Source organism: Pseudobacter sp. (genome assembly GCF_051955275.1).
In the GTDB taxonomy this organism is placed as follows: Bacteria; Bacteroidota; Bacteroidia; order Chitinophagales; family Chitinophagaceae; genus Pseudobacter.
In genome coordinates, this window is record NZ_JBQCGW010000022.1 from 1 (window position 1) to 12,684 (window position 12,684).

Below are 12,684 nucleotides of genomic sequence, written 5' to 3' on the forward strand. Positions count from 1 at the left end.
CATGCGCATAACAAGCCTTCCTGCAGCAATCGTTTTCTTGTTCATAAGCAATAAATGGTTAAGTGTTGATATACTAAACTTCATGTATATACGCAGTTTAATGTTTGAAGCAAAATTCCAAACTGCATGTTACCCGAATGTTAATTCAACGTACTTTTTCTTGCAGAAAATGAATTTATTTATTCTATTAAAACGCAACAGGCATAAGGGTTTCAGCCGATCCCAAAGAACCAACCAAACCCCTGCACTACCATTCATTCCCACAATCGTTCTACACTTTCAACAAGTATTTTTCTGCAAGATTTTTATAAGCTTCCACCTGTTCTTTTATCCATGTATCATCTTTACCCATAGCATCAGCCATAACAGCTGCTACTTCGGGAGCAATCCTCATACTTTCTTTTGCATCCAGCAGCAAGGCCCTGGTTCTTCTGCTCAGTACATCTTCCACCGTCCTTGCCATTTCTTCGTTCACCGCCCACACTATCTGCGCCTTGTGGATCTTCAGGCTTTCGCTGATCCACACTCCTGCATCTCCGTTCATCATCCCCCTGATACGATGTGCATCGCTTCCATAAATGGAGAAGGGATCATTTTCATTGATGCTGTTGGTGTATCCATGGATATGCATGGATGGCGTGGCTGTTTTTCTTTTCTCCCATTGCAGTTCCGTTTCAACGCGATCCACCAGGTCCTCTCCCATCTTACGGAAGGTTGTCCATTTACCACCCAGGATGGTAAAAAGCTTGCTGGGGCTCACCATGATCTTATGACTGCGGGAGATCTCTTTTGTTTTTTGTCCTTTTGCTGGTGCGGCCAGTGGGCGTAGTCCTGCAAACACACTGAGCACATCGGCACGTGTGGGCTGCTCAACAAAATACTGTGAGGCGGTATCGAGAATGAATGCTATTTCTTTTTCAAGGGCCAGCGGCTCCAGTGAAGCGGTTTCAACAGGAGTATCTGTTGTGCCCACTACCACTTTATCGTGCCAGGGTACTGCAAACAGTACGCGGCCATCGCTGGTCTCCGGGATCATCAGTGCATGGTCCGCAGGATAGAATTTTTTGTCCAGCACCAGGTGGATACCCTGGCTGGCCGCAATCGTTTTGCCCGCTTTGGGATTATCCAGGCGGAGGATATCATCCACAAAAACGCCAGTGGCATTCACCACTGCTTTTGCATTCACGGTGTAATGCTGTTGGGTTTCCGTGTCCATGCATTGCAGTCCTGCTACCTGCTGACCATTCTTGATCAGTCCGGTTACCTGAATGTAATTGAATGCAAGTCCGCCGTGTTCATAGATGCTCTGCGCCAGGTTTACGGCCAGTCTTGAATCATCGAACTGACCATCGTGATACAATACGCCGCCGATGAGCCCTTCGCTTTTGATATTGGGCAGGCGCTTGAGTGTATCGGCACGTGAGATGAAAACGGAGGAACCGAGACTGAGTCTTCCGGCAATCCAGTCGTATACTTTAAGGCCGATGGTATATTTCAGCCTGTCCCAGAAATTATAGAGTGGAATGATGAAGGATTGGTTCTTCACCAGGTGCGGGGCGTTGCGATAGAGAAGCCCGCGTTCTATGCTGGCTTCGCGGACGAGCTTCACATTGCCCTGTGCCAGGTAGCGCACACCGCCGTGCACCAGTTTGGTGGAACGGCTGCTGGTGCCTTTGGCAAAATCGGACTGTTCAAGGAGTACGGTTTTGTATCCGCGGGTTGCTGCTTCGAGGGCTATACCCAGACCGGTGGCGCCACCGCCGATGATGGCCAGGTCCCACCGGGTGGATCCCAGTTGTTGCAGGAAAACTTTGCGACGGGCATCATCTTGGAAGGAAGAAAGGATCATCAGGACCTTGTTTTATTTCTGTTGATTTCATTTGATAAAAGGCAAAAACGAAAAACAACGAAACGAAAGTAAAGTGAAACTTCGAAACTTCAAAAGAAATGTTACGAAACTTATTTTCCACGCCTTTTCAACAGCATTCGAAAGTTCATGATTTCATAACATGCTGATTTTTAAATTTATTGAGGGATATTTGTAAGTCTGCCCCAGAAATCATAATTTGAAGCAAGGGTAACCTTTCGCTTTTTCGATGGAAAACAAATCTGATCTATGCTGAACATTACCGAGCGTCATCAACATATACTAACCCGCCTCCAGGCTGAAGGCTCCGTAACGGTACTGGACCTTTGCCGTGAACTGAACGTTTCATCCGTAACAATCCGAAAGGACTTAAAACTCCTGGAAGACAAGAACTTACTTTTCAGAACACATGGTGGCGGAACCCTTCACAACCCATATACGGTTGACAAGCCGGTAAATGAGAAGGAAAAGATCCGTTCTGCAGAGAAAACGCGGATCGCCATTGCCGGGGCTTCCCTGGTGGAGCCGGACGACTGCATCATCATTGCCTCCGGCACTACTGTGCAGGCACTGGCCAAACATATCCATCCCGTCAGTTCCCTTACCGTGGTAACGGCCGCCCTGAATGTGGCGCTCGAACTGATCCGCCACCCTGAGATCGAAGTGATACAACTGGGTGGATTGCTTCGCAAAAGCTCCTCTTCGGTTACAGGTCCTTACTCCGAGAAGATACTCGGCGATCTTTCCTGTAATAAATTATTCCTGGGGGTGGATGGCATCGATATAGTGTTTGGCCTTACTACCACCAACGCCATGGAAGCACACCTCAACCGGAAGATGATCGAAACGGCACAGAAAACGATTGTACTGGCAGACAGTTCCAAATTCGGAAAGCGTGGCTTCGGAAGGATCTGCGGACTGGAAGATGTAGAGCAGATCATTACTGACAGCGGAATATCGGAGCATACAGTCAAGACATTGCAGGGAATGGGCATTGCAGTAACGATAGTCTGACCTCAATTGCGTATATTTGCGCAGTGAAATACTGGCTGGTCATATGCTTGTTCCTCTTCAGTGCGCTGGCTGCGAATGCCGGCCATATCAGGCGTGACGCTACCCAACTGCCACGTGTAATGGGTGTACACGCTCCCATGCTGAAAGTGAAGAAGGCTTTCTTTGCACCGGTAAAGGGGCATCATCCCGACCAGCAATCCGAAACCTTTCACCGTGATAACTGCAACCGCAGTGTTACGCAATGCCGCAATAACGGTAACGACAATATCATTAACGGACATACTTTGCCGTTAGCACTGATCATCTGCACCCGTTCACAACATGCCAGCCCCTTGCTGCCATCGTATACCAGTATCCTGAGCCGGTTGCTCCTTTTCCCCAATCATTATTTCTGGTAGTGAAGCGCGCCATATAGTTCCTGTGCCTTTTTCCCGCAACCCGAATTTTAACAGATCAATTCCTGCGAATGACGCATTTGCCTTACTTGATTATGGATCTGGCGCTGATCCTTGGTGCCGCCGCCCTTGTTACCTTACTGTTTAAAAAACTGAAGCAGCCCGTTGTGCTTGGTTATATCATTGCAGGCTTCTTCGTAGGCCCGCATTTTCACTGGCTGCCTACCGTATATGAGCCAACCAATATCCAGATCTGGGCAGAGATCGGGGTGATCTTCCTGCTGTTCAGCCTTGGTCTTGAATTCAGTTTCAAAAAGCTGATCAAAGTAGGAGCTCCCGCCAGTATAACCGCTGTTTTTGAAGTAGTGGCCATGATCGCCCTGGGTTTCGGAACCGGTAAATTACTGGGCTGGTCTTCCATGGATAGCCTCTTCCTGGGAGGTATCTTATCCATCTCCTCCACTACCATTATCCTGCGTGCCTTTGAAGAGCTGAACGTGAAAACACAACGTTTTGCTTCACTTGTTTTTGGATCGCTGATAGTGGAAGACCTGGTGGCCATCGTGCTGCTGGTATTGCTTTCCACCCTGGCCCTCAGCCAGCAGTTCGCAGGTGCGGATATGTTATTATCGGTACTCAAACTCGTGTTCTTCCTGGTGATCTGGTTTGCAGGCGGCATCTTCTTCCTGCCGACCTTCCTGAAAAAGACCAGGAAACTGATGAATGAAGAAACCCTGCTTGTAGTGTCGCTTTCCCTTTGTTTGCTGATGGTTTGGTTTGCCAATGCAGTGGGCTTCTCTCCTGCCCTCGGCGCCTTCATCATGGGATCCATCCTGGCTGAAACCACGCAGGCTGAAAAGATCGAGCACCTGGTGAAACCGGTGAAAGACCTCTTCGGCGCCATCTTCTTTGTATCGGTGGGTATGCTGATCGATCCAGCCATGCTGGTGCAATATGCAGGTCCTATCGCACTGATCTGTCTGATCACCATTATCGGTAAAGTGCTGAGCACCACTTTCGGTGCGCTCCTGGCCGGACAATCATTACAAACCTCCGTGCAGGCCGGTTTCAGCCTGGCGCAGATCGGTGAGTTCTCCTTCATCATTGCCACGCTGGGCCTTACCCTCAAAGTAACAAGCGCTTTCCTCTACCCCATTGCCGTGGCGGTTTCTGCCGTTACCACGCTTACTACGCCTTACCTCATTCAAAGCAGCAAGCCTTTTTACAAATGGCTTGAAAAAAGATTGCCGGAGAAGGTGCTCAATGCCCTATCCGGTCCGGGTTCTAAGATAAAAGACACACAGGGCCTCAGCGCCTGGAACCAGGTGGTGCGCAGCACATTCCTGAACACTTTCCTGCTGGGCATGCTGCTGATCTGCATAGTAGTTGCTTCATCAGAATACGCATTGCCTTATATCCGCAGTCATTACAGCGATGGCTCCTGGGTTAAATGGGCCACCATATTCATTACCCTGCTGTTAATGGTGCCATTCCTCTATGCGCTGGCAGTACGTAATACCAATTCAAATGCGTACCGCGAAGTGCTGGCCAGCAACCGTTACAACGGCAGGTTGAACCTGATCCACTTTTTCCGGTTACTCCTGGCCGGTAGCTTTATCGGTTTCCTGATGCACCGTTTCTTCTCACTGGAAGCAGGACTGGTTTCCGTATTCGTGATCGGTGTGATCATTGCCGCCTTCAATAAAAAGATCCGCAAATTCTACGACCGTATCGAGGCACGATTCATGCGCAACTTCAATGAGCGTGAACTGGCGGCTGCAGAAAAGAACCGTTCGGAACTGGCGCCCTGGGACGCGCACATCGCCACGCTGGAACTGCATCCAGAATCGGCCGTGATCGGCAAGACCCTGCAGGAACTCCACTGGAGGGAACAGCTGGGCATCAACGTAGTGCTGATCAAGCGCGGCGATCACAGCATTTCCGCGCCAGGCCGTAATGAGCGCGTTTATCCAGGCGACGAGATCTTTGTACTGGGTTCGGATGCGCAGATCAAAAGATTGCAGGCCATCATCAGGCCCGTGAAGCATCATGATGAAGAAGAGACCAATCCTGATAATGTGGTGCTGCGTGATTTTGTAGTGAGCGACAATTCCGTGCTGCTCAACAAGACCATCCGTGGCTCCGGTATTCGGGAGAAGATCAAAGGGATTGTTGTGGGAGTGGAAAGAAACGACCAGCGCATTCTGAACCCGGAATCATTCTTCGAGTTCCAGCTGAATGATGTGGTGTTTGTAGTGGGAGATAAAAAACTGATCAATAAATTGATCCACCAGCCGGCTTAGTGCCGGCAGGTGGATCTTTTACTATAGTTATTGCTTAGGTTTACGCATCGGGCTTTTAGGTGTAGCAGGTTTCTTCTTAACGCCGCTTGCTGGCTTCGCCGGTTTAACAGGCGCAGCAGGCGTAACTTCAACAATAGCAGTATCAACCATTACGGCTGCGGTATCCAAATAATTATCTGCCGGGGAATCTACGGCATATGCGGAATCAACAACAGGATAATAGGTTTCTGCCAGTGTCAGTCCTTTCGGCACTTCAAACCTTGATGCAGCAATGGCTCCCGGAGTGATGGAAATTGCTTTTACTTCAAAAGTATCATACTTCTCTCCCCCTTCTGAATAGATCTTATTGATCATGGTGAAACCTAAGAGCACTTTACCCTTGTAAAGCATACTGAGCTCTAAAGTGGAAGCATATTCTTCCGGCACGTCATAAAACAGGTCTTTCGCAGGATAAGCAATGACCCTGCCACGACTTGATGATCCGAAGATCTTGTTGTTGCAGTTTTCAGACAGATCAATTACATCAGCCTGATATCCCAGGAAATCAATGCTGCCGGGCAACGGCGCTGCTTTTTCCTTCCTCTCGAAATTTTTCTTCCTGTAGGTATCCAAACGGGAATCAAGCTCATATTGTGCAGCAGAATCTATATTAAGAATTATAGACTCTGAAGATGCACCCTTCTTGATAACATTGAGCCTGATACCAGGTTTTCCAAACTCCACGGAAAGATCAGTATCCTCTCTGACGTTATTACCACTGGCTTCGTATGCCCTGTACACGATGGTTCCCTCAAATCTCTTTTGCGCATGGATATTAAGTAAGGATAAGGTTAATAATGAACTGAGTAATATTTTCATTTTTTTGGTATTATTACTGAACAAAAGTAGACAGCTTATCCGGATTTTTCCATACCTGCTTACCATGATTATTTGTATGTTATATCCCCGCATGTAAAGTGACCGGCAGGATATTTGTTCTCAAACCTAAAAGCCTATTGAAAATGGCCAACAATACCGCCCTCGAAAAATTCAGGCAATCTGCCCGGGAAAAAGCGAAAGCAGCACTGCAGCAAATCCCGCAGGACGACAGACACGAAGTGTATGCCGTTTCATTCTGGTTCACCACAGAGGATGATGATCCGCGTTACCCGATGATCATCATCAGTTACAATACACTCTCCCATTTTCAAAGCCGTATCAAAGATGCATCTGATGAAAAGGAAGCAAAATGGAACTATGCTTTCTGGTTACAGAAAGATATCGAAACCATCGGCGGAGAAAATGATAAATTTCTGTCTGCCTGGCTCAAGGCCACTTCCTGGCATTATACCGATAAACAATTTGAAGCGGCGGAAGAAGATGATGACGACCTGTTCGATGAACTGATGGACCGTGGCGACGCTTTCTGTGAAGCCTTTATCAATGAGATCATCGCGCTTACGAAAAGCCTTTTCAATGAAGGCTTCATCAATTCCGTATTCGGAAAAGATATCCCGGTACTGATCCATGAACTGGAGTATTACGAAAAGCCTTTTAACTGGACCCGGGCTGCCAATCCGCCCGGACTTACCGACGAGTTTATAGCATCGTTCAACTAAATCAATACCCATGTCTGAACAGATCTTTTTTGCAAGGGGCGATAGTCCCGAAATGTTAGCAGCTTTCCAGAAAGCACAGGCCAGCTTCAGGTATTTCTGGCGGGAACTGAGCTGGGAATATCGCAGGATCATCCCGGGTCTGGACCTCGCCTGTGTGAAGATCGCATTTACACAGCAGTTCCCTGATCAGCAGGACCCGGTGGTAGAACATATGTGGATCAACGAAGTGGAATTCGATGGAGACAATATTACCGGCATCCTCATCAATCAGCCCAATGAGCTCACCAATGTGAATAACGGAGACCCGGTCAGTTTTCCGCTGGAGCAGATCAGCGACTGGCTCTTTGCCATTGAAGGCCGCACCTACGGTGGCTTTACCATCCACACCATGCGGTCTCTGATGGAAACGGCGGAAAGAGAAGAGCATGATGCGGCCTGGGGACTTGAGTTCGGCGATTTCAATGACATTCTCATCGTGAACAATCAGAAAGAAAATCCGGAGAACCTGGTTGAACATCCGATGAGCCGGAACATGAAAGAGAAACTGGTGGAATTCCTGCAACAGCATCCCGCAGAGCTGAGCAATGCGGATGAGGAAGGTTTCACTATGCTGCACCGCGAGACCATTGCCGGCAATCTCAGTTCAGTGGAGATCCTGTTGCAACAGGGTGCGGATAAGAACAGGAAAAACAACGCTGGCAAAACGGCACTTGATTATGCGCGGCAATTAGACTGGCAGCACCTGGTACCGGTACTGTCCTGAATTACAAAGCATAAAAAAGCCGGTCACGCCTAAAGCATGCCGGCCTTCTCATATATTCTTTTTATCTTATTTCACTACTTTGATCCCGCTGGCGAGGAACCTGATCTCTTTCTTCGGCTGTGTGATGGCATCGATCTCGGCTTTGGGCTTTTTGGCGTCTTCGGCATAGTGACGGAGCTCGGCCACGGATGTGGTCTTCAGTTTGGCCTCGCCTTCCAGCACAACGGTCTTACCGATGAGGTCGAGCGGCACAAAAAAAGCGTACCCTTTCATTTTCACGAAGGCCTCGGTACTGTCATTCACCTGGAGCCTGATCCAGCAGCCTTTTTTAGGGCAAACATCAAGCACTGTGGCGTTTATGGTGGTATACACACTGTCTTTCTGGTCGAGGAGCTCGGGCAGAACGGCAATGGGGAGTGGCTCGGCTGACTTTGGCTCGGCTCCGTACACGGTGCCTACGGGGGCAGGGCCTTTCGGGGGCTGCGCCTTGGTCAGGGAGAAGGAGCACAGCAGGGCTGCGCTGATCAGTAGATTCTTCATATTTTTCGCTGAACGTTTTTAGAAGGCCAAAAATACTCAATTCCGGCGGTATTTCTAGCTGCAAACGCTCCTGTTATCAGGCCATATGACGTATCTTTATACTCATTCCCTCAATTTAGCTGACATATTGTTTTATTAATCAATCAGATTTCCCTACCTTTGCAAACTCTTTAAAAGAGTAGCTCATGAATCGTCGGAATTTTGATATCGCTTTTGTCGGTTTAAAGCCGGGCATCCATGAGTTTGAATATGAGATAAATGACAAGTTCTTTGAGGATTACCAGGAACAGGATTTCCGGAACTGTATAGCAAAAGTGAAGCTGTCGCTCGAAAAGAACAGCGGTTTCATGTTGCTGAAGTTTGAAGTGGGTGGCAAGTTGAATGTAACCTGCGACCGCTGCGGAAACGACCTTCCCCTGGAGCTCTGGGACGAATTCAACATCGTGGTCAAGATCGTGGAAGATCCTGAACTGATGAACGACCAGGAAGAAGATCCGGATGTATATTATATCTCAAAAGGTGAAAGCCATTTGCGGATAGCCGACTGGATCTATGAATTCGTAAACCTGAGTATCCCCATGCAACGTATGTGCACTCCAGAAGAAATGGGTGGCCCCGGTTGCAATAAAGAGGTACTTGCCATGCTCAACAAACTGGATGCGAACAATAACTCTCCCGCCAATCCCCTGTGGAAAGGACTGGAGAAGTTCAAAGATTTAGAAGATAGTAATTGATCATTTTTTTTATAGTTGTATAAATTTCTGAGTTATGCCCAATCCGAAACGGAGACATTCTCAACAAAGAGGTGCTAAAAGAAGAACTCACTACAAAGCTGAGAAGGTTACTTTAAGTCAAGACAGCACTACTGGCGAAATCCATGTACGCCACCGTGCTCATGTTAGCGAAGGCAAACTGTATTACAAAGGAAAAGTGGTGGCTGAAATCTCCCCCATTAAGTAATTCCCTTTACGTACTAAATGTCTGATCGCCGGCTATGATTATCGGTTTAGATATGATGGGTGGAGACTTTGCACCACGCGCAGCGGTGGAAGGGATTCACCTGTATTTTTCTGAGACAACATCACCGGCAACGCTGTTGTTGACCGGAGACGAAGCGCAAATAAACCCTTTGCTGCAGGAATTCAATATTCCCGCAGACAAAGTGAAAGTGGTGCATACTACTCAGGTCATCGACATGCATGAGCATCCCACTAAAGCGCTGAAAGAAAAACAACAATCTTCCATTGCAGTAGGTTTCCATCTGCTTGCCACCGGCAAGTCGGATGCCTTCATCAGCGCCGGTAATACTGGCGCTATGCTCGTTGGCGCCATGTACAGCATCAAGGCCATCGAGGGGGTACAAAGGCCTACCATTTCCACCCTCCTTCCCAAGGATAACGGCAAAACCGGTATCCTCCTGGATGTTGGGATCAATGCAGATTGCAAGCCCGAACACCTCAACCAGTTCGCTATCCTCGGCTCCCTCTATGCCCAGCATATCCTGGGTATCGATAAGCCCCGCGTTGGCCTGGTGAATATCGGTGAAGAAGAAGGAAAAGGTAATATCCTTGCACAGAGTACCTACCCGCTGCTCAAGGAAAACACCGCTATCAACTTCACTGGTAATGTGGAAGGCCGCGATATCTTCCTCGATAAAGCCGATGTGATGGTCTGCGAAGGCTTCACCGGCAACGTGATCCTCAAACTGGCAGAGAGCTTCTACGAAATCACCCATGGAAAAGGGATTCAGCATGAGTACCTCGACCGCTTCAACTTTGAGAACTATGGCGGAACACCCGTTCTCGGTGTTGCAAAACCGGTGATCATCGGACACGGTATCTCCCACGCCAAAGCGTTCAGTAACATGATCAGGCTGGCCGAAAAGATGATCGCTTCCGATCTGCTCAGCAAGATGAAAGCCAGCTTTGAGAGTAAAGAGCAGTAAACGGATGCTGTATGAAAGCCATCATCGGTTATTTACAGCAATACGTCCGCTCACTGAATAAACTATCCGCGCTGGGGATCACCCTGCTGACCACCTTTCTCATCATCCTCAATTACACCGTTGGCATTGAACAGCGATGCATGGGCATTGACCACTACGGTCTGCGCTTCCTTGCATTCTTTGGTGTATTTACTTTTGTGTACGGCGCAGCCTGGCTCATCCAGTATGCAGCTCATCGCAAAACATTCACTCCCTCCCCTTTCTTCTGGTTCCTGGTATTGGCCGCTCCCGCAATTTTCGCAGGCAAGGTATCGTTCGACTGGATCACCCGTCTCTTTACCAGTCAGCTACCCTTTCCCTGGCACCAATATGGTTACCTTGTATTGAACTGGCCGCTGAAATGCCTGCTGGTACTGGGCTTCATCACACTTATCTGGAAATGGGGCAAGTACAAAGAACCGGTGGCAGGCATGAGCATCAAAGGATTCGATGCCAAACCCTACTTCATCTTATTATTGATGATGGTGCCGCTCATTGTGTTCGCCAGCACGCAGGCCGACTTCCTCCGCACCTATCCCAAAGTACACCGCATCGATTTCATTGAACCCTTCGTACAACAGACCTGGACTTACAAACTCATCTATGAGATTTCTTACGGGATCGATTTCCTTACCATCGAAACTTTCTTCCGCGGCTTCCTCATTTTAGCATTCGCCCGTTATGCAGGCAAGCATGCCATCCTGCCCATGGCAGCATTTTATTGCGCCATCCATTTCGGCAAGCCATTGCTGGAATGTATCACTTCTTACTTCGGAGGAATGATCCTGGGAGTAGTGGTATATCAAACGAAAAGTATCTGGGGAGGGCTGATCGTTCACCTGGGAATTGCCTGGCTGATGGAAGCAGGCGGTGCTATCGGTCATGCATACATGAAATAAAAAATCAACTACAAACCTGTAAGCCGGATCCTGTATGCGCCGAAGCGCACGGTTATCATTTATCTGGACCGCCCATTACTGAACGGCTCTAGCTGCCTACCCACCCAGCCTTCACTTTCATGAACGAAGCGAGCAACTTCATTAGCTGGTATACATGGCATTTCAGCATGCAAGGTTTACCCCCGCTGCAGGTTACCCCACAACGCCGTGGGCTCTTACCCCACGTTTTCACCTTGACCCTGCACCAGGAACCGGAGCCCCTGATGCAGGGCAGTTATTTTCTGTGGCACTGTCTGTTCCACTGCCGGCATTGCTGCCCGCCGCAGACCCGGCGCTTAACCGGTACATTGCTCTGTGCTGTCCGGACTTTCCTCTCTGCCTTTCGGCATAGCGATAACCCGGTCTGTAGTTGAGAAGCAAAGGTAAGCAAAATCGGTCAGCGGGCTGCTGTTCTTCCAGAACCTGCGCCGGGCAATGGTTTCAGGAGATAATGTTTTCAATGCAGAGATAGGCAGCGTGGGCGTATCCTGCCTCGTATCTTTTTCCAGTTTATCTTTTTTAGGATGTAATCTTTTCTTCTTTTCCCAGAAATTCGGCGGCAGCTGCATACCGCCACTATCCAGGAAAGTCCTGAACGCAGGGTTCTGCTTCATATACTCTTTGGTAGCATAAATGTATTGAACGAACTCTCCCGTATTGGTATACTGTCCCACCGCACAGCCACAACTGTGATTGGCCGGCAGATAATAGTACTTGGCCCCGTCTTTCTTTTCGAGGAACCAGAGCAGGTGATAAAGATTGTTCTGTGCATGACTTTCATCAATACCTGCCAGGCATAACCTGCCCTTACTGAGGACCGGATACAATCCAAAGATGACAACTGCCAATAAGATCAACCTTTTCATAGGTGATGGATACAAAGGATCATAATGATCACAGCGTACTGGTCACGCGAGGTTGACAAATCTGATATGTCCGGGTGGATAAGGTGGTGTAACTACCGGTAAGGGGTAAAGGCATTTCCATAAGCATTCAATCTTATTTCCAATCTGGTTTAAGGGCAATAATATAAACGCAATTGTATCGCTTGAATTATAGGCTGTCAGCGAATAGAATGGGAAAAGTTGTATCAATAAGTAGAATACCTTACCAAAGCGCTTATAAAGCGCATGAACGGTTATCAAATGTCAAGAACACCGGTTAGCGATAACAGTTAATTAACGAAGAGAAAAAAATTATCGATCTAGTATTTGAAGTACACTTCCGTGGCGCCATATCCATATGCCGGATGATAACGGTTGATGAAAGAGCTCACTTCCCT

12 protein-coding genes and 1 other RNA gene are annotated in these 12,684 nt (G+C 48.2%); 9 read left to right on the top strand and 4 right to left on the bottom strand.

The genetic code is table 11. From position 1 onward, the window contains the following. Nucleotides 1-271: 271 nt before the first annotated feature. A complete protein-coding gene (locus tag ACTHMC_RS02535; protein ID WP_440410530.1) occupies nucleotides 272-1,849 on the bottom strand; it encodes an FAD-dependent oxidoreductase in 1,578 nt (525 codons plus the stop codon). A gap of 267 nt (nucleotides 1,850-2,116) precedes the next feature. Between ACTHMC_RS02535 and ACTHMC_RS02540 the strand changes: the two genes are divergently transcribed. From ACTHMC_RS02540 to ACTHMC_RS02550, 3 genes are all read left to right on the top strand, one after another. Next, the gene (locus ACTHMC_RS02540) at nucleotides 2,117-2,881 is read left to right on the top strand and encodes a DeoR/GlpR family DNA-binding transcription regulator (protein ID WP_440410531.1); all 765 of its coding nucleotides are present in this window, start codon (nucleotides 2,117-2,119) and stop codon (nucleotides 2,879-2,881) included. Between the two features lie 47 nt (nucleotides 2,882-2,928). Further along, nucleotides 2,929-3,279, top strand: a complete 351-nt coding sequence (locus ACTHMC_RS02545; RefSeq protein ID WP_440410533.1) for a hypothetical protein — start codon at nucleotides 2,929-2,931, stop codon at nucleotides 3,277-3,279. 68 nt (nucleotides 3,280-3,347) lie between these two features. After that, nucleotides 3,348-5,579: a cation:proton antiporter domain-containing protein gene (locus ACTHMC_RS02550; protein WP_440410535.1), complete on the top strand. Its 2,232-nt coding sequence runs from the start codon at nucleotides 3,348-3,350 to the stop codon at nucleotides 5,577-5,579. A gap of 27 nt (nucleotides 5,580-5,606) precedes the next feature. Here ACTHMC_RS02550 and ACTHMC_RS02555 read toward each other — a convergent pair whose 3' ends face one another. Beyond that, the gene (locus tag ACTHMC_RS02555) at nucleotides 5,607-6,437 is read right to left on the bottom strand and encodes a hypothetical protein (protein WP_440410537.1); all 831 of its coding nucleotides are present in this window, start codon (nucleotides 6,435-6,437) and stop codon (nucleotides 5,607-5,609) included. Nucleotides 6,438-6,580: 143 nt separating this feature from the next. On the opposite strand from ACTHMC_RS02555, the gene ACTHMC_RS02560 reads away from it, so the two are divergent. Beyond that, nucleotides 6,581-7,177 carry a hypothetical protein gene (locus ACTHMC_RS02560; RefSeq protein ID WP_440410538.1) on the top strand — a complete coding sequence of 199 codons (597 nt, stop codon included), beginning with the start codon at nucleotides 6,581-6,583 and terminating at the stop codon, nucleotides 7,175-7,177. Nucleotides 7,178-7,187: 10 nt separating this feature from the next. Beyond that, nucleotides 7,188-7,940 carry a DUF2314 domain-containing protein gene (locus ACTHMC_RS02565; RefSeq protein ID WP_440410539.1) on the top strand — a complete coding sequence of 251 codons (753 nt, stop codon included), beginning with the start codon at nucleotides 7,188-7,190 and terminating at the stop codon, nucleotides 7,938-7,940. Between the two features lie 66 nt (nucleotides 7,941-8,006). On the opposite strand, the gene ACTHMC_RS02570 is transcribed toward ACTHMC_RS02565, so the two are convergent. Continuing rightward, entirely contained in the window at nucleotides 8,007-8,480 is a 474-nt protein-coding gene (locus tag ACTHMC_RS02570) for a DUF4920 domain-containing protein (RefSeq protein WP_440410540.1), read from the bottom strand. 185 nt (nucleotides 8,481-8,665) lie between these two features. Here ACTHMC_RS02570 and ACTHMC_RS02575 point away from each other — a divergent pair, with 185 nt between their 5' ends. From ACTHMC_RS02575 to ACTHMC_RS02590, 4 genes are read left to right on the top strand one after another with little or no spacing between them, the layout of a single operon-like run. Further along, the gene (locus tag ACTHMC_RS02575) at nucleotides 8,666-9,214 is read left to right on the top strand and encodes a YceD family protein (RefSeq protein ID WP_440410542.1); all 549 of its coding nucleotides are present in this window, start codon (nucleotides 8,666-8,668) and stop codon (nucleotides 9,212-9,214) included. A 34-nt stretch (nucleotides 9,215-9,248) separates the two neighbouring features. After that, a complete protein-coding gene (gene rpmF, locus ACTHMC_RS02580) occupies nucleotides 9,249-9,440 on the top strand; it encodes a 50S ribosomal protein L32 (protein WP_440410544.1) in 192 nt (63 codons plus the stop codon). Nucleotides 9,441-9,474: 34 nt separating this feature from the next. Further along, entirely contained in the window at nucleotides 9,475-10,425 is a 951-nt protein-coding gene (gene plsX / locus ACTHMC_RS02585; protein ID WP_440410546.1) for a phosphate acyltransferase PlsX, read from the top strand. A gap of 11 nt (nucleotides 10,426-10,436) precedes the next feature. Continuing rightward, nucleotides 10,437-11,363, top strand: a complete 927-nt coding sequence (locus tag ACTHMC_RS02590; RefSeq protein WP_440410548.1) for a CPBP family intramembrane glutamic endopeptidase — start codon at nucleotides 10,437-10,439, stop codon at nucleotides 11,361-11,363. Between the two features lie 3 nt (nucleotides 11,364-11,366). Here ACTHMC_RS02590 and rnpB read toward each other — a convergent pair. Further along, an RNA gene (rnpB, locus tag ACTHMC_RS02595) (RNase P RNA component class A) lies at nucleotides 11,367-11,773 on the bottom strand. Between the last annotated feature and the right edge of the window lie 911 nt (nucleotides 11,774-12,684).